At 74.0% G+C, this 23,096-nt stretch carries 18 protein-coding genes; all 18 read right to left on the bottom strand.

All coding sequences use genetic code 11. The annotated features are described in order from the left end of the window. Positions 1-26: 26 nt before the first annotated feature. The 18 genes from NLX85_RS21160 to NLX85_RS21075 all read right to left on the bottom strand — a co-directional run bounded on the left by NLX85_RS21160 (position 27) and on the right by NLX85_RS21075 (position 23,069). Positions 27-2,132 carry a ThuA domain-containing protein gene (locus NLX85_RS21160; protein ID WP_254337762.1) on the bottom strand — a complete coding sequence of 702 codons (2,106 nt, stop codon included), beginning with the start codon at positions 2,130-2,132 and terminating at the stop codon, positions 27-29. Between the two features lie 58 nt (positions 2,133-2,190). After that, positions 2,191-5,025 carry an RICIN domain-containing protein gene (locus NLX85_RS21155; RefSeq protein ID WP_254337761.1) on the bottom strand — a complete coding sequence of 945 codons (2,835 nt, stop codon included), beginning with the start codon at positions 5,023-5,025 and terminating at the stop codon, positions 2,191-2,193. A gap of 285 nt (positions 5,026-5,310) precedes the next feature. Beyond that, positions 5,311-6,378, bottom strand: coding sequence for a polyprenyl synthetase family protein (locus NLX85_RS21150; protein ID WP_254337759.1), 1,068 nt, complete (start codon positions 6,376-6,378; stop codon positions 5,311-5,313). Next, positions 6,375-7,769, bottom strand: a complete 1,395-nt coding sequence (locus NLX85_RS21145) for an alkaline phosphatase family protein (RefSeq protein ID WP_254337757.1) — start codon at positions 7,767-7,769, stop codon at positions 6,375-6,377. Before NLX85_RS21145 ends, NLX85_RS21150 begins: the two co-directional genes overlap by 4 nt. Beyond that, positions 7,766-8,953 carry a metabolite traffic protein EboE gene (eboE, locus tag NLX85_RS21140; protein WP_254337755.1) on the bottom strand — a complete coding sequence of 396 codons (1,188 nt, stop codon included), beginning with the start codon at positions 8,951-8,953 and terminating at the stop codon, positions 7,766-7,768. The genes NLX85_RS21145 and eboE overlap by 4 nt, the downstream gene beginning before the upstream one ends. Beyond that, complete coding sequence (locus NLX85_RS21135) at positions 8,953-9,804, bottom strand: TatD family hydrolase (RefSeq protein WP_254337753.1); 852 nt, start codon at positions 9,802-9,804, stop codon at positions 8,953-8,955. Before NLX85_RS21135 ends, eboE begins: the two co-directional genes overlap by 1 nt. Then, a complete protein-coding gene (locus NLX85_RS21130) occupies positions 9,804-10,424 on the bottom strand; it encodes an EboA domain-containing protein (RefSeq protein ID WP_254337751.1) in 621 nt (206 codons plus the stop codon). The genes NLX85_RS21135 and NLX85_RS21130 overlap by 1 nt, the downstream gene beginning before the upstream one ends. 33 nt (positions 10,425-10,457) lie before the next feature. Then, complete coding sequence (locus NLX85_RS21125) at positions 10,458-11,594, bottom strand: sugar phosphate isomerase/epimerase (protein WP_254337749.1); 1,137 nt, start codon at positions 11,592-11,594, stop codon at positions 10,458-10,460. Beyond that, a complete protein-coding gene (locus NLX85_RS21120) occupies positions 11,591-12,499 on the bottom strand; it encodes an SCO3242 family prenyltransferase (protein WP_254337747.1) in 909 nt (302 codons plus the stop codon). Before NLX85_RS21120 ends, NLX85_RS21125 begins: the two co-directional genes overlap by 4 nt. Continuing rightward, positions 12,496-13,644 (bottom strand): inositol-3-phosphate synthase, encoded by a 1,149-nt coding sequence (locus tag NLX85_RS21115; protein WP_254337745.1) that lies wholly within the window; start codon positions 13,642-13,644, stop codon positions 12,496-12,498. The genes NLX85_RS21120 and NLX85_RS21115 overlap by 4 nt, the downstream gene beginning before the upstream one ends. Positions 13,645-13,901: 257 nt before the next feature. Continuing rightward, positions 13,902-15,107, bottom strand: a complete 1,206-nt coding sequence (locus NLX85_RS21110; protein WP_254337743.1) for a Gfo/Idh/MocA family protein — start codon at positions 15,105-15,107, stop codon at positions 13,902-13,904. A 20-nt stretch (positions 15,108-15,127) separates the two neighbouring features. Next, positions 15,128-16,171 carry a substrate-binding domain-containing protein gene (locus NLX85_RS21105; RefSeq protein WP_254337741.1) on the bottom strand — a complete coding sequence of 348 codons (1,044 nt, stop codon included), beginning with the start codon at positions 16,169-16,171 and terminating at the stop codon, positions 15,128-15,130. 91 nt (positions 16,172-16,262) lie between these two features. Then, the gene (locus NLX85_RS21100; RefSeq protein WP_254337739.1) at positions 16,263-17,372 is read right to left on the bottom strand and encodes an ABC transporter permease; all 1,110 of its coding nucleotides are present in this window, start codon (positions 17,370-17,372) and stop codon (positions 16,263-16,265) included. Then, positions 17,369-18,931 carry a sugar ABC transporter ATP-binding protein gene (locus NLX85_RS21095; protein WP_254337737.1) on the bottom strand — a complete coding sequence of 521 codons (1,563 nt, stop codon included), beginning with the start codon at positions 18,929-18,931 and terminating at the stop codon, positions 17,369-17,371. Before NLX85_RS21095 ends, NLX85_RS21100 begins: the two co-directional genes overlap by 4 nt. A 20-nt stretch (positions 18,932-18,951) precedes the next feature. Further along, the gene (locus tag NLX85_RS21090) at positions 18,952-20,130 is read right to left on the bottom strand and encodes an ROK family transcriptional regulator (RefSeq protein WP_254337735.1); all 1,179 of its coding nucleotides are present in this window, start codon (positions 20,128-20,130) and stop codon (positions 18,952-18,954) included. A 242-nt stretch (positions 20,131-20,372) separates the two neighbouring features. Next, on the bottom strand, positions 20,373-21,389 hold the full coding sequence (locus NLX85_RS21085) for a YihY/virulence factor BrkB family protein (RefSeq protein WP_254337733.1): 1,017 nt from the start codon (positions 21,387-21,389) through the stop codon (positions 20,373-20,375). A 63-nt stretch (positions 21,390-21,452) separates the two neighbouring features. Further along, positions 21,453-22,262: an ABC transporter permease gene (locus tag NLX85_RS21080; protein WP_254337732.1), complete on the bottom strand. Its 810-nt coding sequence runs from the start codon at positions 22,260-22,262 to the stop codon at positions 21,453-21,455. 12 nt (positions 22,263-22,274) lie between these two features. Beyond that, positions 22,275-23,069: an ABC transporter permease gene (locus NLX85_RS21075; protein WP_374628311.1), complete on the bottom strand. Its 795-nt coding sequence runs from the start codon at positions 23,067-23,069 to the stop codon at positions 22,275-22,277. Positions 23,070-23,096: the final 27 nt, after the last annotated feature.

Below are 23,096 nucleotides of genomic sequence, written 5' to 3'. Positions count from 1 at the left end.
CGCCCGGTCCGCCGCCGGCCCGCCGATCAGGGCAGGGTCCACCGCTGGTTCGCGGCGCCGGTGCAGGACCAGAGCTGCACCGGGGTGCTGTCGGCGGAGTTGTTGCCCGCCACGTCGAGGCACTTGCCGGACTGCGGGTTGCGCAGCGTGCCGTCGGCCTGCGCCGACCAGTTCTGGGCCCCGGTGCCGTTGCACGTCCAGAGCTGGATCTTCGTGCCGTCGGCGGACCCGCCGCCGGACACGTCGAGGCACTTGCCCAGCGCCTTGACGGTGGAGTTCGGGGTCACCGTCCAGGTCTGCGCGGCGCTGCCGTTGCAGGTGTAGAGCTGGATCTGGGTGCCGTCCGCGGTGGCGCCGCTCCGCACGTCGAGGCACTTTCCGGCGAGGCCCCGGACCGGTCCGGTCCCACCGCTGCCGCCGCCCCGGACCAGGGTGAAGTCGTCGACGTCGAACAGCCCGGAGCCGGTGCCGGTGAAGGTCAGCCAGACGGTCTGGCTGCCGGTCGGCACACCGGTCAGCGCGGTGCTGACGTCGGCGAACGTGGTCCAGCTTCCGGTGTTCGGCACCGCCACCTGACCGAGCACGGTCCCCGTCGGGGAGCCGGTGCGGACCTGGATGGTGCCGCCGGGTCCACCGGAGACCACCCGGGCCCGGAACGAGGTCGCCCCGGTCAGGTCGAGCCCCTGGTACGCGGCCCAGTCGCCCGGGTCGACGTAGCCGAGGGTCTGCCCGCCGTTGGCGCCGGCCTTGGTGAACGGGGTGACGCCGCTGGCCGAGCTGAACGCCTCGGCCTGCACGGTGGTGTTCCCGGTCGGCGGCGTGCCGCCCAGTTCCTTGATCCGGATGTTGCGGAACGAGACGTCGTCGCCGGTGCCGTGGTTCTGGATGCCGACGTGCCCGGCGAGGGACCGGGCGGGGTCCGTGTTGGTGAAGTCGTTGATCCGCACGCCGTTGAGGAAGACCTGGAGCCGCTCGCCCTCGACCAGCAGTTCGTAGGTGTTCCACTCCCCCGCCGGGTTGAGCGCCGCGTCGCGGGCCGCGAGGTCGGCGGACTTGAAGGTGTAGACCGCGCCGGTGGTCCGGTCGGGGCTGTCGGTCGGGTCGATCTGGATCTCGTAGCCGTTGTTCACGGCCGACCAGGGGTCGCTCGACGGCGGGAAGCCGATGAACACGCCGGAGTTGTCGTCGCCGGCCAGCCGCCAGTCCAGCTTCAGCGAGTAGTTGGTGAACTGCTTGGCGCTGTACCAGTACAGGCCCATCCCGCCGACCGAGGTGAGGGTGGCGTCGGCGTTGGTGAAGCTGCCCGGCCCGGCCTGGGACCAGCCGGTGGTGGCGCCGTTGTAGAGCGCCGTGTAGCCGGTCTCCGGGCGGCAGTCGGCCTTGCTGCGGCCGGCCGCGTACCGGATGCCGCCGAGCAGGTGGGCGCGGAACGCGGGCTCGGCGTAGGACGCCTGGGTGTGGCCGCCGCCGGTGTAGAAGGACCGGCCGCCCGCGTACGCCTTGCACCAGGCGTGCGGGTGGTCGCCGCCCATCGAGCCGCCGGAGTAGGACGACTCGTCGAGGGTGGCCAGCACGTGCGCGGTGGACCGGGCGTTGGTGCGGTAGTTGTACCACTCGTCGGTGCGGTTCCAGGTCTGCGGCAGGTGGGCGGTGGCGGCGTGCCCGCGGTCCTCCACCTTCACGTTCGCCGCCTGGATGGCCGGGTGGGAGGCGAACCAGGCGCCCACCAGGTTGCCGTAGAACGGCCAGTCGTACTCGGTGTCGGCGGCGGCGTGCACGCCCACGTAGCCCCCGCCCGCGCCGACGTACGCCTCGAAGGCGGTCTGCTGGGTGGCGTCGAGCACGTCACCGGTGGTGTTGAGGAAGACCACCGCCTCGTACCGGGCCAGGTTGGCGGTGGTGAACTGGGCGGCGTCCTCGGTGGCGGTGACGGTGAAGTTGTTCGCCGCCCCGAGGTCGCGGATGGCCTGGATGCCGGCCGGGATGGCGTCGTGCCGGAAGCCGGCGGTCTTGGAGAAGACCAGCACGTCGTAGGGGGCGTCGGTGGCGGCCGCCGGGGTGGCCGGGGTGGTGCAGGCGAGGGTGGCGAGGACGGCGGTGGCCGCGCCGAGGGCGGTGCGGAGGAGTCTCATGTCGCTCTCCAGGGCCGGACGGGGTGCGGGGCCGGCCACCCGGCCCCGCACCGTCGGATCAGGGCAGGGTCCACTTCTGGTTCGCGGCGCCGGTGCAGGTCCAGAGGTGCACGGGGGTGCTGTCGGCGGAGTTGTTGCCGGAGACGTCGAGGCACTTGCCGGACTGTGGGTTGCGCAGCGTGCCGTCGGCCTGGGCGGACCAGTTCTGCGCGCCGGTGCCGTTGCACGTCCAGAGCTGGATCTTGGTGCCGTCGGCGGTCGCGCCGCCGGAGACGTCGAGGCACTTGCCCAGCGCCTTGACCGTCGAGTTCGGGGTCACCGTCCAGCTCTGCGCGGCGGTGCCGTTGCAGGTGTAGAGCTGGATCTGGGTGCCGTCGGCGGTCGCGGCGTTGCGGACGTCGAGGCACTTGCCGGCCAGCCCCCGGATCGGCCCGGTGCGGACGGCGGAGGTGGTGAGGGTGAACGAGTCCACGTCGTAGAGTGCGCCGGCGCCGCCCGCGAACGTGAGGTAGAGGGTGGTGGTCCCGGCGGGCGGGTTGGCGATCGCGCCGGTCACCGTGGTGAACGTGTCCCACCCGCCGGTCACCGGCACGGTGGCCGAGCCGAGGACGGCGCCGGTCGCCGACCCGGCGCGGACCTGGAGGGTGCCGCCCACCCCGGCCGAGGAGACCCGGGCGCTGAAGCCGGTGACGTTGCCGAGCTGGTACGGCTCGAACGCGATCCAGTCCCCGTTGTGGATGTCACCGACCGTCCTGCCGCCCTCGGCGGTCGCCTTGTCGAAGGTGTTGATCCCGGCGGAGGTCTTGAAGTGCTCGGCCTGCCGGTGGCGGGGCTGGAGGGTCTGCTGGGTGTGCGTGGTCAGGCCGCCGGAGTCGGTGTACTCGGCGTCGAAGATCGCGAAGATGTTCGCCGCGTCGTCGTGCTCGCCGTCGACCGGGATGCTTATCGACCCGGTGCAGCCGGTCGCCGAGGTGATCTGGTGGCCGTGCTGGTCGTGGCCGAGCACGTAGGTCATCTTGACCTTGGCGCAGTCGATGGTGCCGTCCTCCGGGTCGGTGACGGTGATCCGGAACGGCACGGTGTCGCCGAAGGAGAAGAGCTGCCCGTTGCCCGGGCTGTTCACGGTGACCGTCGGCGCGGTGTTGCCCACCGTGATGATCACGCTGGCGGTGCCGGTGGCGCCCTGCGGGTCCCGGACGGTCAGCGTGGCGGTGTAGCGGCCGTTGGCGGTGTAGGTGTGCGACGGGTTCGCCGCCGTCGAGGTGCCGCCGTCACCGAACGCCCAGGCGTACGTGAGCGCCCCGCCCTCCGGGTCGGACGAGCCGGCCGAGGAGAAGGCGACGGCCAGCGGGGCGGCGCCGGAGGTCTTGTCGGCCGCGGCCCGGGCCACCGGCGCGCGGTTGCCGCCGCCGAGGTAGTCGAAGCGGTACAGCGCCGAGTTGGCGTCGCCGTTGAAGTAGCCGGTGCCGTAGTCGAGCACGTAGTAGGCGCCGTCCGGCCCGAACGCGGAGTCCATCACCTGCTTGCCGGTCCATCCGAAGGCGTCGATGGTGCCGGGCGAGCCGTCGGCGTTGAGGTGGATCGGCTTGATCCAGCCCCGGCCGAACTCGGTGGCGAAGAACTGCCCGTCGAAGGACTGCGGGAACTTCGTGGTGGACGGGTTGGCGGCGTCGTACCGGTAGACCGGGCCGGCCATCGGCGACTCGGAGCCGCCGCCGAACTCGGGCGGGCTGCCGGCGTCGCCGGCGTACCGGATCCAGGCCGGCCTGGCGGCCGGCAGGGTGCTCTGGCCGGTGTTGCGGAAGGAGTTGTTCGTGGGGCCGCCCGCGCAGTTGTACTTCGCGCCGGCCGTGCCGGCGGCGAAGTCCCACTCGGCGTACGTCTCGGCCGCCGTGTTGGTGCCGGTGCAGTACGGCCAGCCGTAGTTGCCCGGCGCGGTGACCCGGTCGAACTCGACCTGCCCGGACGGGCCGCGGGCCGAGCTGGTGCCGGCGTCCGGGCCGTAGTCGCCGACGTAGACGGCGCCGGTGGCCTTGTCGACGCTCATGCGGAACGGGTTGCGGAAGCCCATGGCGTAGATCTCCGGCCGGGTCTTCGCGGTGCCGACCGGGAAGAGGTTGCCGGAGGGGATCGAGTACGACCCGTCGGCGTTCACCTTGATCCGCAGGATCTTGCCGCGCAGGTCGTTGGTGTTGCCGGCGCTGCGCTGCGCGTCGTACGCCGGGTTGCGGTCGGTCCGCTCGTCGATCGGCGCGTAGCCGCCGGAGTCGAACGGGTTGGTGTCGTCGCCGGTGGAGAGGTAGAGGTTGCCGGCGGCGTCGAAGTCGATGTCGCCGCCGACGTGGCAGCACATGCCCCGGTCGGCCGGCACGTCCAGCACGTCGACCTTGCTCGCCTGGTTGAGCGTGAAGTCGGCGTTGAGGGTGAACCGGGAGAGCCGGTTGACGCCCCGCCAGGCGGAGAAGTCGCTGCCGGTGGCGGGTGCGTCGCCGGCCGGGGTGGACAGCGGGGGCGCGTAGTAGAGGTAGATCTGCCGGTTGCTCCCGAAGCCGGGGTCGACGCCGACGCCCTGGAGCCCCTCCTCGTCGTGGGTGTAGACGGGCAGGGTCCCGATCACGGTGGTGACGCCCGCGGCGTCGGTGCGCCGCAGCGTGCCGTTGCGGGCGGTGTGCAGGACCGAACGGTCGGGCAGCACCGCGAGGGACATCGGTTCGCCGGTCTCGGCGACGCCGCGGGCGAGTTCCACCTGCTGGAAGTCGGTCGCGGAGATGGGATGCGCGGACGCCGGGACGGGGGTCGCGGCCAGGCCGACCGCGCCGGCGGCCGCCGCGAGCAGCAGCGCCGATCCGGCGGGGAGCCATCGTCGGGTGGGGGTGTGGTGGGGGCTGGACATGCCTCTGCTGTCCCTTCCTGACGCGCGCAGCCAGGATCGGGCGCGCGTCGCGCCGGATGCCGTGCGGGGATGCTGCGCCGGGCCCGCCGGATGAGGCTCGGTGGGCCGTGACCACCGGTGGTTGCGGCCGGCCGGCGGTCACCTCGTCGGGGCTGCCGGTTGGGGCGGTTCACCTCGACGAAACAGCTTCGTGCTTGCGCACGACATTAAGACCTTTCGATTCGACTGTCCATAGCTTCCGTTGGTTCCGGAACGACTTTCGTCAATCTGCGACAAAAGTCGGCGTCAGCGGCGGCGGTCCACGGCCCGGGCCGCCAGGTCGGCCAGCGCCGCCCGGGCCGGCCCGGACAGCGGCAGCCGGTCCAGGGCGGCCAGGGCGGCGTCGGCCCGCGACCGGATCATGCGCTCCACCGCCGCCCGGGCCCCGGACGCCTCGACGATGCCGCGCACCTCGGCGGCGCCCGCCGGACCCAGCGCCGGGTCGCCGACCAGGGCCCGCAGCCGCGCCAGCCCGGCCGGCCCGGCGTGCGCCCGGGCCAGCGCCAGCAGCACGGTCGGCTTGCCCTCCCGCAGGTCGTCCAGGTTGGACTTGCCGGTCACCGCCGGGTCGCCGAAGACGCCGAGCAGGTCGTCGCGGAGCTGGAAGGCGTCCCCGAGCGGGTCGCCGAACCCGGCCAGCGCCGCCACGACCTCCGGGTCCGCCCCGGCCAGGGCGGCGCCCACCTGCACCGGGCGGGTCACCGTGTAGCGGGCCGTCTTCATCCGGACCACCGCGAGGGCGCTGGCCACCGAGCCGTCGCCGGCCGCGGCCACCACGTCGAGGTACTCCCCCGCGATCACCTCGGCCCGCATCCGAGCCAGCACGGCATGGCCCCGGCGCAGCCGCTCGGTGTCCAGCCCGCAGCCGTGGAACATCTGCCCGGACCAGGCGGCGCAGAGGTCGCCGCAGAGCAGGGCCGCCTGCCGGCCGTACGCCTCCGGGTCGCCGCGCCAGCCGGCCCCGGCGTGCTGGTCGGCGAAGACGCGGTGCACGGTGGGTCGGCCGCGCCTGCGGTCGCTGCGGTCCAGGATGTCGTCGTGGATCAGCGCGAAGGCGTGGAACAGCTCCAGCGCCGCCGCGGCCACCACGATGGGGGTCCCGTCGGGGCCGCCGAAGCCCCGCCAGCCCCAGTAGCAGAACAGGGGCCGCAGCCGCTTGCCGCCGGCCAGGACGAACCGGCGGAGCACGGCGTGCACGGCCCCCGTACCGTCGTCCGGCCGACCCGGCCCGCGTTCGCCGAGGAACGCGGCGAGCGCCGCGTCGAAGCGGTCCCGCAGCAGGGCCGGGTCGGTCGGTGCGACGGTCACGGTCATGGGGCCTCCTGGGCCAGTCCGGCGAGTTGGAGCAGCAACGCCTTGACGTCGGTCGCGGCCAGCCGGTCCCGCGCCGCGGCCGGGTCGGAGCAGAGCAGCACCGGCCCGTCGGCCGGGTCGGCGGGGAGCCGGCCGTGCGAGCCGCGGACCGCGCGGGCGCCGGCGTCCAGCCCGACCACGCTCATGAGGTAGCGCATCCCGAGCTTCTTGCGGGCCAGCGCGACCGCGGCCCGGCGTTTCGCGGCGCCCGGCGCCGCCGGGTCGAAGAAGAGTTCGGCCGGGTCGTAGCCGGGCTTGCGGTGGATCTCGACGAGCCGGGCGAAGTCGGGGGCGCGGGCGTCGTCCAGCCAGTAGTAGTAGGTGAACCAGGCGTCCGGCTCGGCCACCAGCACCAGCTCGCCGGAGCGCGGATGGTCCAGCCCGTGCCCGGCCTGGCCGGCGGGGTCCAGCACCTCGGCCACCCCGGGCAGCGCCGCACAGAGCTTCGCCACCGCGGGCACGTCGGCCGGGTCCCGCACGTACACGTGTGCCACCTGGTGGTCGGCGACCGCGAAGGCCCGCGAGGTCCACGGGTCCAGGTACTCCATGCCGGCCTGGGTGTAGACCCGCAGCAGCCCCTCGGCGCGCAGCAACCGGTTGACGTCCACCGGCCGGGAGACGTCGGTGATGCCGTACTCGGAGAGCGCCACCACCGTGGCGTCCCGGTCCCGGGCGGCGTCGAGCAGCGGCGCGAGCACCGCGTCCAGCTCGGCCGCCGCCGCGGCCGCCCGGGGCGAGGACGGGCCGAAGCGTTGCAGGTCGTAGTCGAGGTGCGGGACGTAGACCAGGGTCAGGTCGGGCGCGTGGTCGGCCAGGATCCGCTCGGCGGCGCGGCAGATCCACCGCAACGAGGGCAGCCCGGCGCCCGGCCCCCAGTAGGTGAACAGCGGGAAGGTGCCGAGCGCCTCGGTCAGGGAGTCGTGCAGCTCGGGCGGGTCGGTCCAGCAGTCCGGCTCCTTGCGCCCGTCGGCGTGGTAGACCGGGCGCGGGGTGACCGTCCAGTCCACGTCGGCGCCCATGGCGTACCACCAGCAGACGTTGGCGACCCGGTAGCCGGGCTCGACCCGGCGCGCGGCCTGCCACAGCTTCTCCCCGCCCACCAGGGCGTGGTGCTGCCGCCACAGCAGCACCTCACCGAGGTCGCGGAAGTACCAGCCGTTGCCGACGATGCCGTGCCCGGACGGTGGCTCGCCGGTGAGGAAGGTGGACTGCACCGAGCAGGTCACCGCGGGTAGCACGGTGCCCAGCTCGGCCGCGAAGCCGGCCTCGGCGACCGCGCGCAGCCGGGGCATGTGCGCCAGCAGCCTCGGGGTCAGCCCCACCACGTCGAGCACCACGAGCCGCCGGCTCACCGGGTCACTCCGGCCGTGGTGGCCAGGCCCAGGCCGACCAGCTCGTCGCGGGCGAAGGCTAGCTCGGCGGCGATGCCGGTGGCCAGCTCCGCGTCGGTGCGCGGCCGCCGCGCCGCCGGCAACACCCCCCAGGTGTACGTCTCGACGTCGAGGTGGTCGCAGCCGGCGACCGGGCCGGCGTAGAGCGCGGCGAGAGCGGCCCGCAGCACCGGCACGGTGGAGCGCAGCGGCGGTTCGGGCGGGGCGTGCAGCGGCACGTGGTAGTGCACCCGCCACGCCCCGGGCAGCCGCGCGTCGAGGGCGGCGTCGAGGTCGTCGGCCGCGTACGCCGGGTCGGCCGGGTCGGCGGCACCGGCGCAGCCCGCGGCCCGGGTCTGGTGCAGGAAGCGCGGCTCGACCCAGCGGCGCAGCGCCTCGGCCGAGCCGGCCGGGTCGGGCGCCTCGACGGCAGCGGAGACCTGCACCTTGACCACCGGCAGCCCGGCGTCCCGCAGCCGCGCGAGTGCCTCGACCGGCTCCTCCCAGGCGCAGGCGAGGTGCGCCAGGTCCAGGCAGATCCCGAGCCGGTCGGTATCCATGGCTGACAATACCTCGCGTGCTTGTCCCGTGGACTCCACCAGACAGCCCGGTTCCGGTTCGAAGCCGACCCGCACGCCGCGGCCGGTCTCCCGCTCCACCGCGGCCAGCCCGGCGGCGAGGGCGTCGAGGCGGCGGCGGGCGGCCTCGGCCCGGCCGGTGTCCCACGGCGTGCGCCAGGCCAGCGGCAGGGTGGAGATCGAGCCACGGGCCGCGTCGTCGGGGAGCAGGTCGGCCAGCACCCGGGCCAGGTCCAGGGTGTACGCGAGCCGGTCCGGCGTGGTCCAGTCCGGGTGGTAGACGGCGCCCTTGACCACCGGCGCGTGGAAGGCCGCGTACGGGAAGCCGTTGAGGGTGACCACCTCCAGCCCGCGTACGGTCAGCTCGTGCCGGAGCCGGCGGCGGGCCGCCGGGTCGGCGGCGAGCGCGGCGGCCACCGGGGCGGCCAGCCAGAGCCCCAGCCCCAGCCGGTCGGTGTCGAGCGCCCGGCGGACGGCGACGGCGTGGGTGTCGAGCTGGGCGAGGATCCCGGGCAGGTCCTCGGCGGGGTGGACGTTTGTGCAGTAGCCGAGGTGGACGGTCGTCCCGTCGGCGTGCCGCAGCCGCATCACTCGCCTCCGCGCAGGATGGAGTTGCCGGCGAAGGTGGCGGCGGCGTCCTCCAGGTCGGTGAGGTCCAGCCGGCCGGACTGGCCGTAGAACTCCACGGGGTTGCGCCAGAGCACCCGGTCCACGTCGTCCTCGGTGAACCCGGCGAGCAGCATGGCCTCCGCGGTGGCCCGGGTGAGCAGCGGGTCGGAGCGCCCCCAGTCGGCGGCCGAGTTGACAAGCATCCGCTCGGTCCCGTACGTCCGCAGCAGCTCGACCATCCGCGGCGGCGACATCTTCGTCTCGGGATAGATCGAGAAGCCGAGCCAGCAGCCGGTGTCCCGGACCAGCTTCACGGTGACCTCGTTGAGGTGGTCGACAAGCACCCGCCCGGGGTCGATGCCGGCCTCGGCGACGACGGCGAGGGTGCGCTCGACGCCGCGCGCCTTGTCCCGGTGCGGGGTGTGCACGAGGGCGGGCAGGTCGTGCGCCACGGCCAGGGCGAGCTGGCCGGCGAAGGCGGCGTCCTCGGCCGGGGTCATCGAGTCGTAGCCGATCTCGCCGACCGCCACCACGCCGTCCTTGTCGAGGTAGCGCGGGAGCAGGTCGAGCACCGGGCGGCAGCGCGGGTCGTTGGCCTCCTTCGGGTTGAGCGCCACGGTGGCGTGGTGTCGCACGCCGAACTGGCCGGCCCGGAACGGCTCCCAGCCGATCAGCGAGTCGAAGTAGTCGACGAACGTGTCCACGCTGGTGCGCGGCTGGCCCAGCCAGAACGCCGGCTCCACCACGGCGCGCACCCCGGCGGCGGCCATCCGCTCGTAGTCGTCGGTGGTCCGGGACGTCATGTGGATGTGCGGGTCGAAGATGCGCATCACGCCTCCCTGGCGGTGGTGGGGTGCGAGCCGGCGCCGAGCCGGTCGAGCAGGCCGGTGGCGTCGGCGGGCATGGCGCGGCCGGCGGCGTGCCGCTCGGCCGCGAGCGCGGCCAGCATCGCGGCCAGCTCGCCGTCCGCCCGGCCGTCCAGGTCGTCGACGACGGCCAGCGGCACGCCGGTGAAGACGCACTTGAGCACCGCGTGCCGCCAGGCGGGTTGCTCCAGGTGCCGGGCGTACGGGCCGAGGGCGGCGGCCACCAGCCGGGTGTCGTTGGTGCGGATCGCGTCGTGCAGCAGCGGCACGCACTCCGCGCCGATCGGCAGCAGCGGCAGGGCGCGCAGCACGGCGCGTTTCTCGGCGGCGTGGCCGTGCCGGTAGAGCGCCTCGGCCACCGCGGCGTGGTCGGCGGGGAGCGCGGTGAGCAGCAGCGCCCGCACTGCCTCGTCGACGGTCCAGCCGGGCGGGTCGGGCAGCGGCCCCCGGCCGCACCGCCGGGCGGCGAGGGCGAACAGCCGCGGGATCGCCGCGGGCTCGGTCGTGACGCGGCGCAGGGCCGCGTCCAGCCACTGCGGATCGGGTACGCCCCGCAGCGCGGCGCGCAGTCGGTCGGGTGTCATGCCGTCTCCCCTTTCGAGCCGGGTGGCAGGTGTTCAACCACCGCCTTTGCTCTGCAGCCCCCCACGCAGCACCGGCGATCCGGGGGTGCTGCCTCCGCGGCTGCAGAGCAAAGGGGCCGAGTCGGTGGACCGGTGCCGGTCTGCGCCGGCGGCGGCCGTAGCGGCGGCACCTGTCGCGGCCGGTGCGGCGGCACCTGTCGCGGCCGGTGCGGCGGCCGTGGCGCTGGTGGCACGGGCGGCGGCGCGGAGGAAGTCGAGCGAGCGGGCCGCGACGGCCGGGGCGGCGTGGGAGTGCCGGGGCAGTTCCACGGCCACCAGGCCGCGGTAGCCGGCGGCGGCGAGGGCGCGCAGCACCGGCGGGAAGTCGATCTCGCCCGCGCCGAACTCCAGGTGCTCGTGCACGCCCCGGCGCATGTCGTCGATCTGCACGTTCACCAGGTGCTCGGCGACCGCCGCCACGCAGTCGGGCACCGGTTGTGGCTCCAGGCAGCGGCAGTGTCCGATGTCGAGGGTGATGCCGAAGCCGGGCGGCGCGCCCAGCGCCTCCCGCAGCCGCCACCAGCCGGCGATGTCCTCGACCAGCATGCCCGGCTCGGGTTCGAAGCCGAGCGGCACGCCGGCCGCCTCGGCCTCGGCGCAGACGGCCGCGCAGCCGGCCACCAGGCGCTGCCAGGCGAGCGCCGCCGGCACCTCGGGCGGGCGGACGCCGGCCCAGAACGAGACCGCCTCGGCGCCCAGGTCCGCGCCGATCCGGGCGGCCCGGCGGAGGAACTCGATCCGCGGGGCCGGGTCGTCGTGCAGCAGCGTCGGCGCGTGCTTGTGCCAACGGTCGAGCAGGTAGCGGGCGCCCGTCTCGACCACCACGGCCAGGCCGAGCGCGTCCAGCCGCCGGCGCACGGCGGCCACCCGCCGGGCCAGCCCCGGCGTGAACGGGTCCAGGTGGTCGTGGTCCAGCGTGAGCGCCACGCCCTGGTAGCCGAGGTCGGCCAGGACGGCGAGCGCGTCGCCGAGCCGGTGGTTCGCGAACCCGTTGGTGCCGTACCCGAGGCGCAGCGCGGCCGGGTCGAGCGCCGGCCGATCCGGGCCGGCCGGGCGGTCCGGATCGGCCGGGCGGTCCGGATCGGCCGGGCGGTCCGGATCGGCGGGCGCGCGGGTCGGCGGGGCGGTCATGTCGGTGAGATCAGTCGGGCCAGCCGGCGGCCGAGCGGGGCGGCCGCGGCGACGGCGAGGCCGAGCAGCCGGGCGCCGGCCCGGGCGGTCAGCGCGCCCTGCAACGCGGGCAGGCCGGTGATGCCGGCCCCGACGGCGGCGCGTACCCGGGCCGGCGACGGGTCGGCGAGCACCCGGGCCTGCGCGGCGCCGTACCGGCCGGCGTAGCCGGCGGCCAGCGCCACCGGCACCGGGTCGGGGCGGCCCAACGCGGTGGCGGCGACCAGCGCGGTCCCGGCCAGGGTGGCCCGGGGCAGCCGTCGGTCGGCACCGGAGACCTCGCGGCGGGACAGCGCGGTGACGGTCCAGGTGTGCGCGGCCACGGTCAGCGCGGCCGGCAACGCCCGGACCAGCCCGGAACCGGCCGGCAACGCCCGGACCGGCCCGCGATCGGCCCGTGGCGCCTCCCGCCCGCGGCGCGGCCCGACGCTCGCGCCGAGCAGCACGTCCAGCCCTCGGCAGGCGGCCATCACGGCCGGGCCGGCTGCGGTGTTCTTCGCCAGCAGGTCGTACCCCCAGATGGTGGCGGCCAGGGGGACGGCGACGGCGGTGGCGCGCCGGCCCCCTGCGGCGCCGGCCACGGCGAGCCCGGCGGCGGTCAGGCCGGCCGCGACGCCGAGCGCGGTGGCCGGGCGGACCCGGCCGGAGGGGATCGGCCGCTCGGGACGCTCGACGGCGTCGAGGCGCCGGTCCGCCCAGTCGTTGGCGGCCATCCCGGCCCAGTAGAGCAGCACCGAGGCCCCGGCCAGCGCGGGCGTACGCCGGTCCAGCGTGCCGGCCGCCGCCGCGCCGGACAGGACGTCCCCCGGCACGGAGAGCGCGGCCGGCGCCCGGACCAGCTCGGCGAGGTCGGCCAGGCGGGTCATCGGGCCGCCCCGGCGTGCAGGCCGGCGACGAACTCCCGCAGCAGGGTCCACTGCTCGGCCAGCGCGTGGGTGGGGGCGTCGATCCCGTCCTTGAAAAAGAAGGCCAGCTCGGCCAGCGGCCCGGTCCGGCCGGCGGCGTGCGCGGCGGCGGTGAGCCGGGCCAGGTCGAGCACCAGCGGCGCGGCGAGCGCCGAGTCGCAGCCGTGCCAGGTGAACTCCAGCCGCATGCCGGTGCCCAGGAAGCCGGCGAAGGTGACCAGGTCCCAGGCGGTCTTGAAGTCGCCCAGCTCGGCCACGTGGTCGATCCGAGTGTCGCCCTGCGGGACGTAGCCGAGGGTCTCCCCGAGCACCCGCTGCTTGCTGGCCACCTTGGCCGCGTTGGCGGCCGGTTCGGCGAGCGTGGCGCCGTCGCCGCCGCCGAGCAGGTTCACCCCGGACCAGGAGCGTACGGCCAGGTGCCGCAGCGCGAACATCGGCGCGAGCACCGACTTGACCAGGGTCTCGCCGGTCTTGCCGTCGTGCCCGGCGTACGGCAGGCCGCGTTCCTGCGCGAGTGCCGCCAGGGCCGGCAGCCGGGCGCCGGTGGACGGGGTGAAGTCCACGTACGGGCAGCCGGCCGTGAACGCCGCGTACGCGTACCGCGAGCTGGGCGGCAGCACCTCGGCGGGGCCGGCCAGCGCCGCCCGCAGCGCGGCGAGGTCGTGGTGGGCCGGCTGCGGCTCGGGCACCGGCTCGGTGGCGGAGACGTTGACCACCACCACCCGGTCGAGCGCGTGCCGGCGGCGGAACTCGGACAGGTCGTGCGCCACGGCGGCGACCTGTTCGGCGCCGCTGCCGCCGGTGGGTGCGGGACGCAGCGCCGCCTCCACCTCGGCCAGCTCACCGGCGAGGGCGTCGACCAGCCGGCCAGGCAGCACCCCGGCGGCGGCGAGCGCCTCGGCGCGTTTGGGCAGCGGGGTGTCCACCACGTCGTGTCCGCCGAACACCAGGTCGGCGAAGGACGGCAGGGCGGGCCCGCGCAGCTCGGGTAGCTCGGTGACACAGCCGGTCGGGCCGGTGAGCCCGGCCCGCAGGGCGAGCGCCCCGACGATGCTGGTGGTCGCGACCGAGCCGCGCGCTCCCACCAGCCAGACACCCGTACGCATCGTTCTGCCTCCCCGTCGTTAGGGCCGGTCCGCCGGTGCGGCCGGGGAATCCCGGTCCGGCCGCACCGGACGGCCTGCTGGTTCGTGCCGGCCGAGTTTCCGGCGGCACGCTCCCCGGGGCCGGCCTCGTCCCCGCCGCGGGGCGCAACCGCGGCGGGCCCTCGCCGGCCGGCGCCGGAAAGCCCTTCGGGCGGCGCGCGGGGCGCCGCGTGGACAGCCGAGTCGGGCGGCGCGCGGGGCGCCGCGGGGCGGATCGGTCAGGCGGCAAGCTCGGCCAGCGCGGGCTCCACCTCCGTCCATGCGGCCCGCTCGGCGGAGCGGGTCACGGCGTCGAGCACGAGCTGGACCTGCAACGCGTCGGCGAACGACGGCGCCGGGTCGACGCCGGTGGCGACCGCCTCGACGAAGTCGCGCATCTGGTGGGTGAAGGAGTGCTCGTAGCCGATGATGTGGCCGGGCGGCCACCACGCCGACAGGTACGGGTGCTCCGGCTCGGTCACCAGGATCCGGCTGAAGCCCTGCTCGGCGGCGGGCCGGGTGGCGTCGAGGAACTCCAGTTCGTTGAGGCGTTCCAGGTCGAACACCACGCTGCCCAGCGAGCCGTTGATCTCGACACGCAGGGCGTTCTTGCGGCCGGTCGCGAACCGGGTCGCCTCGTAGGTGGCGAGCGCGCCGCCGTCGAGCCGGGCCACGAAGGCCGCCGCGTCGTCCACGGTGACCCGGCCGGTCGCCCGGCCGTTGCCGTCGGCCTGCGCGGCCAGGCCGCTCGACCCGGCCGGCAACGGCCGTTCCTTGACGAACGTCTCGGTGACCGCGCTGACCCCGGTGATGAGCTGCCCGGTCACGTACTGGGTCAGGTCGATGATGTGCGCGCCGATGTCGCCGAGCGCGCCGGAGCCCGCCCTGTCCTTCTGCAACCGCCAGACCAGCGGGAACTGCGGGTCCACGATCCAGTCCTGGAGGTAGACCGCCCGCACGTGCCGGATCTCGCCGAGCCGCCCGTCGGCGACGAGCCGCCGCATCAGGGCGACCGCGGGCACCCGCCGGTAGTTGAAGCCGCACATGGCGCGTACCCCGGCGGCCCGGGCCCGGGCGGCGGCGGCCGTCATCTGCCGGGCCTCCTCGACGGTGTTGGCCAGCGGCTTCTCGCACAGCACGTGCTTGCCCGCGGCCAGCGCGGCGAGGGCGATCTCGCAGTGGCTGTCCCCCGGTGTGCAGATGTCGACCACGTCGATCTCGTCGGACTCGACGAGCCGCCGCCAGTCCGTGGTGTGCCCGTCCCAGCCGAGCCGGTCGGCGGCCTCGGCCACCTTCGGCTCGTCCCGGCCGCAGACGAGCGCCATCCGCACCCGCGCGGGCAGGTCGTACACGCGGTTCACGGTGCGCCACGCCTGGGAGTGCGCGGCGCCCATGAACGCGTAGCCGACCATGCCGACCCGCAGGACGTTGTCGTGAGTGGACAAGGTGGGTCTCCCCCCGTGTGTCAGAACCCGAGCTTCAGGTAGCTGCTCGCGTTCTCCTTGGTGATCGTCTCGGAGGCGAGGACGATCTCCTTCGGTACCTGGAGTTCGACCAGGTCGGACATGCCCTTGCCCTGGCCGATGAGGCGGGCCAGGGAGATGGCCGACGAGGCCATCGACGGGCTGTAGGTGACGGTGGCCTTGAGCACCGTGTTGTCGGCCGCGATGTCCTCCATGGCCTTCTTCGAGCCGGCGCCGCCGACCATGAAGAACTCCTTGCGGTTGGCCTGGTTGACCGCGGCGAGGACGCCGATGCCCTGGTCGTCGTCGTGGTTCCAGAGCGCGTCGATCTTCGGCAGCGCCTGGAAGAGCCCGGTGGCGGCCTGCTGGCCCGAGTCGGCGGTGAACTCGGCGGGGCGGCGGTTGGCCACCTTGAGGCCGAGCGAGGCCAGCGTGTCGGCGAAGCCCTTGGAGCGTTCCTGGGTCAGCTCCAGCGAGTCGATGCCGGGGATCTCGCCGATGACCGGGTTGCTGACGCCCTTGGCCTTGAGCTGCTCGGCGATGTAGGTGGCGGCGGCCACCCCCATGCCGTAGTTGTCGCCCTTGATCTGGAGCCGGTAGGCCCGCGCGTCGGGGAACGCCCGGTCCAGGTTGACCACCGGGATGCCGGCCTTCATGGCCTCCAGGCCGAACGCGTTGAGCTCCTTGCCGTCGTGCGGCAGCAGCACGATCACGTCGGGCTTCTGGGAGATCAGGGTGGACAGCGCCGCGCGCTGGGCCGCCGCGTCCGCGCCGGCCTCCACGCTCTTCAGCTCCACGTCCGAGTACGCGCCGGCCTGCGCCTTGGCGTTGTTGGTGATGGCGGCGATCCAGCCGTGGTCGGCGGCCGGGGCGGAGAAGCCGATGGTCACCTTCTTGCCCGGCTCGCTGTTGGCGCCGGTCGCCGCGGCCTTGGTCTGGGCCTGGGTGGGGGTCTGCTCGTTGCTGGTGCAGCCGGCGAGCAGCACGCCGGCGGAGAGCGCGGCCCCGCCGAAGAGCAGCCGGCGGCGTGACAGGTCACTTGTCATGACGGCCTCCTGAATGAGGTGGTGGGGTGTTTTCGGGTGCGGTGGGCCGGACCACCGTCGGTGCGACGGCGGCCTGGCGGGCGCGGTGGGATCAGGTGGTGGTGGCGCGGTTGCGTGCGAGGAACTGGGAGAGGCTGCGGAACTGCACCTGCTGGACCAGGACGGCCGCGACCATGATGCCGCCCTTGACCATGTTCTGGGCCTCGGTGGAGAGGCCGTTGATGGCGAAGAGGTTGGTGATCGTGGAGAAAATGATCACGCCGAGCAGGGAGCCGATGATGGTGCCCCGCCCGCCGCTGAGCAGCGTGCCGCCGATGATCGCGGCGGCGATCGCGTCCAGCTCGTAGAGGTTGGCCATCGCCGCCTGGGCGGAGGTGGCCTGCGCGGTCAGCATGATCGCGGCGATGCCGCAGCAGAGGCCGGAGAGCGCGTAGAGCAGCACGGTGTGCCGGCGGACGTTGATGCCGGCGAGCCGCGCCGCCTCGGGGTTACCGCCCACGGCCACCGTGCGGCGGCCGAAGGTGGTCCGGTTGAGCAGCACCCAGCCGGCCGCCACCACGGCGGCGAGGATGTAGACCAGCAGCGGGATGCCGAGCAGCTTCACGGTGGCGATGCCGTTGATGAAGCTGTCGTTGGAGACCTGGGTCTGCTTGTCGGAGATCTCGGCGGCCAGGCCGCGGGCGGCGACCATCATGGCCAGCGTGGCGATGAACGGCACCAGCCGCCCGTACGAGATGAGCAGCCCGTTGACCACGCCGACGGCCAGCCCGACGGTGAGCGCGCTGAAGATCATGCCGCCGGCGCCGTAGCTCTGGGTGGCGACCGTGGTGCACCAGACCCCGGCGAGCGCGACGATCGCGCCGACCGAGAGGTCGATGCCGCCGCCGATGATCACGAAGGTCATCCCGACCGTGACCACGCCGACCACCGAGGCGAGCTTGAGGATGGTGAGCGTGTTGCCCCACACCCAGCTCGCGTCGCCGTAGAGGTCGGGCCGGGTCAGGATGCCGATGACCACGAGCACCACCAGGGTGGCCAGCAGGCCGAGGTTGCGCTTGGCGCCCTCCCCGCCGTCGCCGCGCCACCAGGAGAGCCGGGCCGACGCGTCGGCCTTCGCGGTCTCGGCCGGGTCGACCGGCGGCGACTGGGCCGGCAGGTCGGCCGCCCGCTCCGGCGCCGCAATGGGTGTCGTGTCGCTCATGCTGGCGCGCCTTCCATGAGGGACCCCGCCATGACGAGGTCGAGCACGGTGTTCTCGTCGAGTTCGCCGGCCGGGGCCTCGTGGACCACCCGGCCCTCCCGCATCACCAGCACCCGGTCGGCCAGGCCGAGCACCTCGGGCACCTCGCTGGAGACCAGCAGCACCCCGACGCCCCGCGCGGCGAGTTCCCGGATCACCTGATACAGCTCGGCCCGGGCGCCCACGTCCACGCCCCGGGTCGGCTCGTCGAGCAGCAGCAGCCGGGTGTCCCCGAGCAGCCACCGGCCGACCACCACCTTCTGCTGGTTGCCGCCGGAGAGGGTGCGCACCGGCCGGCGGACGTCCCGGGGACGCAGCTCCAGCGAGGCGGCGATCCGGTCCGCGGCGGCCCGTTCCCGGCCGGCGTCGGTGAAGCCGAGACGGGCGTACCGGCCGAAGGTGGCCAGCGTGACGTTGCGGTAGATGGGTTCGCCGAGCAGCAGCGCCTGGCTCTTGCGCTCCTCGGGGGCCATCCCCATGCCGGCCTTCACCGCCGCGCCGACGCTGCCCGGCCGCAGCGTCCGCCCACCCATCCGGACCGTGCCGGCCTGCGCCCGGCGGGCGCCGTAGATCGTCTCCAGCAGCTCCGAGCGGCCGGAGCCGACCAGGCCGGCGATGCCGACGATCTCCCCGGCCCGTACGCCGAGCGAGACGTCGGCGAACTCGCCGTGCCGGGTCAGCCCCTCCACCCGCAGCAGTTCCTCGCCGGCGGGGTCGTCGGCGGGGCGGTCCGGGAAGACGTACTCGATGGTCCGGCCGGTCATCCGGGAGACCAGGTCGCGGGTCGGCGTCTCGCGGGCCGGCAGGTTCGCCGCGGTGGTCCGGCCGTCCTTGAGTACGGTCACCCGGTCGCCGATCTCGCGGATCTCCTCCAGCCGGTGGGAGATGTAGATGACCGCGATGCCCTGCGCGGTGAGTTCCCGGATGATCCGGAACAGGTTGCCCACCTCGTCGTGGGCGAGCACGGCGCTCGGTTCGTCCATGATGATGAGTCGGGCCTCGTGGGAGAGCGCCCGGGCCATGCTGACGATCTGCTTGCCGGCCGCCGGCAGGTGCCGGACCAGCCGCCCGGGCGGGATCTCCGGGTGGCCGAGCCGGGCCAGGATCTGCCGGGTGCGCCGCGCCATGTGCCCGCGCCGGACGAAGCCGAGGCGGCGCGGCTCGTGGCCGAGGAAGGCGTTCTCCGCCACCGACAGGTCCTCGACCAGGTCGAGTTCCTGGTAGATGGTGGCGATCCCGGCCCGCATGGCCGCCTGCGGGTTGGCGAAGGCGGCGGGCTCGCCGCGCCACACCACCTCGCCGGAGTCCGGCCGGTGCACCCCGGCCAGCACCTTGATGAGGGTGGACTTGCCGGCGCCGTTCTGCCCGAGCAGGCAGTGCACCTCGCCGGCCCGCACCTCCAGCTGGACCCCGTCCAGCGCGCGTACGCCGGGGAAGGTCTTGACCACGTCGGTGAGGCGCAGCACCACCTCGCCCGCGACGGTGTCGGCGGGCGCCTCGACCAGCGGTTCGTTCGTCACCTCGGCCTCCTCGCTGTGAGTCATGCGGCTTCGCCGAAGGCGAGGTCGCTGGCGAGCACCGCGGCGCCGGCGACGCCGGCGCGGGGACCCAGCTCGGAGAGGACGACCGGCAGGTTGCCGGTGGCCAGCGGCAGCGAGCGGCGGTAGACCACGCTGCGGATCTCGGCGAGCAGGATGTGGCCGAGCTGCGCGAGCCCGCCACCGATCACGATCATCGACGGGTTGGTGAAGCTGACCAGGCCGGCCAGCACGCTGCCGACCCGCCGGCCGCCGTCGCGGATGAGCTGGATGCAGGTGACGTCCCCCTCGACCGCCCCCTGCGCCACGTCCAGCGCGGTCACCACGCCCCGGGCGGCGAGCCGCTCGGCGAGCGCGGGCGACACCTCGGCGCGGGCCGCGGCGGTGGCCGCCCGGGCCAGCGCGGCCCCGCTGAACACCGCCTCCAGGCAGCCGAGGTTGCCGCAGGAGCACATCGGACCGTTCGGGTCGACCTGGATGTGGCCGATGTCGCCGGCACATCCGTCGGTGCCCCGGTAGACCTCGCCGTTGAGGTAGATGCCGCAGCCGATGCCGGTGCCGATCTTGATGAAGAGGAAGTCGTCCACCGAGTGGGCGACGCCGCCGTGCCGCTCGCCGATCGCCATGATGTTGACGTCGTTGTCGACCACCGCCGGGCAGCCGTGCTCGCGGGTGAGCAGCTCACGGACCGGGAAGCGGTCCCAGCCCGGCATGATCGGCGGGGAGACCGGGACGCCGTCCCGGAAGCTGACCGGGCCGGGAACGCCGATGCCGATGGCGTCGAGCCGCTCGTACGCGCCGTCCACCCTGGCCTTGTGCAGCAGCTCGTTGACCCGCTGGAGGGTCACCTTCGGGCCGGACCGGATGTCGGCGGGCTCGGTGTAGGCGGCCACCGGCTCCAGCCGGCCGTTCACCACCTCGACGTCGATCGAGCTGGCGCCCAGGTCGACGGCGGCGAAGCGCAGGTGCGGGCTCAGCTCGACCAGGGTGGAGCGGCGCCCGCCCCGGGAGGCGGCCAGGCCGGCCTCGGCCACGTAACCGAGGTTGACCAGGCGTTCCAGCTCGGCGAGGAGGCGCGGGCGGGGCATCTGGAGCCGGTCGCCGAGCTCGGCCCGGGAGACGGCTCCCTCGTCCCGGAGCGTTCGCAGGAGCTGTACGTGCAGGGGGTCGACCGTCCGCACCGGGACTCACCTCCGCATCGGAGTCGTTCACATCGACGCAACGGCGATGTGTCGTGTCCGACACAGTAGGAGCCTTCCGGGTCACGTGTCCATAGCTTCGGCACATCCGGGCCAAACTTTTGTCCATCTGAGCAAAAGCAAGTATTGGATCATGGAAACTCGGCCGAGGTGAGCGGTCCGGAACACGCCGCCGCCCCGGGCGCGGACAGCGCGACGGGGGCGGCGGGGGTGGAACGAGGCGGTCAGCGGCGGGTGGCCGCGTTGCGCTTCTTCTTCAGCTTGCGGTCGTCGCGCAGCTCGACGTACGGCTCCTCGTCGGCCGGGTGCCCGGCCGCGATGGCGCGGCTGCGCTCCAGCTCGGCGTCGAACTCCGCGCCCAGCAGGATGGCGATGTTGCTGAGCCAGAGCCAGACCAGGAAGACGATCACACCGGCCACGGCGCCGTAGGTCTTGTTGTACGAGCCGAAGTTGCTGACGTACAGGGCGAAGAGGCCGGAGACCACCAGCCAGATGACCACCGCCAGGATCCCGCCGGGGCTGACCCAGCGGAAGCCGCCGTGCCGGGCGTTCGGCGAGGCCCAGTAGAGGATCGCGAACATCAGGCTGACCAGCACCAGCAGCACCGGCCACTTAACGATGTTCCAGACCGTGACGGCGGTCGAGCCGAGCCCGATGGCGTTGCCCGCCTGCTCGGCGAGGCCACCGGTGAAGACCACGATCACCGCACTGATCAACAGCATCACGCCGATCACCGCGGTCACGCCGAGCCGGATCGGCAGGGTCTTCCAGATCGGCCGGCCCTCCGGCACGTCGTAGATGCTGTTCGAGGCGCGCATGAAGGCGGCGATGTAGCCCGACGCCGACCAGAACGCCGCCAGCAGACCGATGATCGCCGCGATGCTGGCCAGCCCGCCCGAGGTGCCGGCCTGGTCGATGGCATCCTCGATAATCTTCTGGATGTTGCCCTCCGGCACCGCCTGACCCACGGTGTCCTTGACCCCTTCGGTGGCCTTCTCACCGAGCAGGCCGAGCACGGAGATCAGCACCAGCAGGCCGGGGAAGATCGACAGCACCCCGTAGTAGGTGAGGGCGGCCGCCCAGTCGGTCAGGCTGTCGTCCTGGAACTCGCGGACCGTGCGCTTGAGCGTCGCCACCCAACCAGTGCCCGGCAGGTCGGTGGGGCTGTCCGGCCCCTCGTTGGGGCCGACCGGCCCGGTCCGGTCGCGCCCGTGCCGGGCGGAAGACTCGTCGGCGGCCATCGCCCCTCCCTCGTCGTCGGTGTCGTCCCACGACATGCCCCGGCGGGAGGGCCGGTTAACCACCTACTTGTACAACAACCTGCTCATCCGCCGGGAGGCCAGCGCGAGCATCACGACGGTCAGCGCCACGAGGTAGGCCACGTCGAGCAGCCCGGACCAGCCGGACCCGCCCACGCAGATGCCCCGGATCAGGTGCACCGACCGGTAGAGCGGGGTCACCTCGACCACCCAGCGCAGCACCGCCGGATATGCCTCGGCCGGGACGAACGTGCCGGAGAAGAGGAAGAGGGTGAACTGGGCCGACCCCATCAGGTCGAAATCCTGCCAGCTGCGCATCAGCGTGGAGACCGTCATGCCGAGCGCGCCGAACGCGAAGCCGACGAGCACCGCCGCCGGGAACGCGGCGAGGGCCCGGCCCGCGCTGGTCAGGTCCATCGTCACCATCAGCACCAGGAACGCGGCCGAGTAGAGAGCGCCCCGGATCATCGCCCAGCCCAGCTCGCCGAGGGCGATCTCGAACGGCTGCACCGGGGTCGCGATGACCCCGTCGTACAGCTTCATGTACTTCATCTTCCCGAAGAAGTTGAAGGTGGTCTCGGCCAGCGCCCCGCTCATGGCCGACGACGCGAGCATGGCCGGGGCCACGAACGCCGCGTAGGACACCACCTGACCGCCGGGCAGGGGCAGGTCGCCGACCAGCGTGCCCACCCCGACGCCGATCGAGAAGAGGTAGAGCACCGGCTCCAGGAAACCGGAAAGCAGCACCAGCCAGTACGCGCTGCGCAGCGCCGTGAGGTTGCGCTCGGCCACCGAGGCCGAGCGGCGCGGCGCGCCCTCGAAGCTGACCAGCCGGGGCAGGACGAGATTGACCACGACACCCCTCCCCTAGACGACGAGCTGACGGTGGAACACGCGCCGGGCCAGCCACCAGCCGACGCCGGCCCAGACGGCGAGGTAGAGCAGGTGACCGGTGACCGACCACTCCGGAGCGACACCCAGGGTGGCGGCCCGGCACAGGTCCACCCCGTGCCAGAGCGGGGTGGCGTAGGCGAACTGGCGCAGGCCGTCGGGCAGCGAACCGACCGGGAAGAACACCCCCGCGAAGAGGGTCATCGGGATCACCGCGAACCGGAACAGCAGGGCCAGGTAGCTGTCGCCCGGCACCGCCGCGGCGAACGCGAAGACCGGCGCGGCCACCGCCAGCCCCAGCAGCAGGCTCACCGGCAGGACGGTCAGCGCCCAGGGCGAGCGCAGCGCCCCGAACAGCGCCGTCACCAGCAGGAACGCCGCCGTGCTGGTGAGCACCCGGAACAGCACGAAGGCGAGGTGGCCGCCGAGGATGTCGCCGATCCGCAGCGGCGCCGCGACCTGTGCGTGGTAGGTGCGGATCCACCGGAAGTTGCTGAGCACCGGCCAGGTCGACTCGCCGACGGCGACCTGGAAGGCGGTGGAGGCGATGAGGCCGGGCACCAGCCAGTCCAGGTAGGTCACCCCGCCCACGCCCTGGTCCACGTAAGCGCCGACCCCGACGCCGAAGCCGAGCACGGTGAGCGTCGGCAGCAGGAAGGACGAGAAGACGCCCGCCCGCCAGGTCCGGCGGTAGCCGACCAGGTGGTGGGAGAGCACCGCCAACGCCGGCACGCGGGGCAGCCCCGGACCCGCCCGTTCCGCCACGGTCACCTGGACCACCCCCGTCCTCCGCCCACG

It is taken from the genome of Micromonospora sp. A3M-1-15 (assembly GCF_024213425.1).
Classification (GTDB): Bacteria; Actinomycetota; Actinomycetes; order Mycobacteriales; family Micromonosporaceae; genus Micromonospora; species Micromonospora chersina.
The sequence above is the reverse complement of the archived record's forward strand: the minus strand, read 5'-3'. Positions and strand labels throughout refer to the sequence as shown.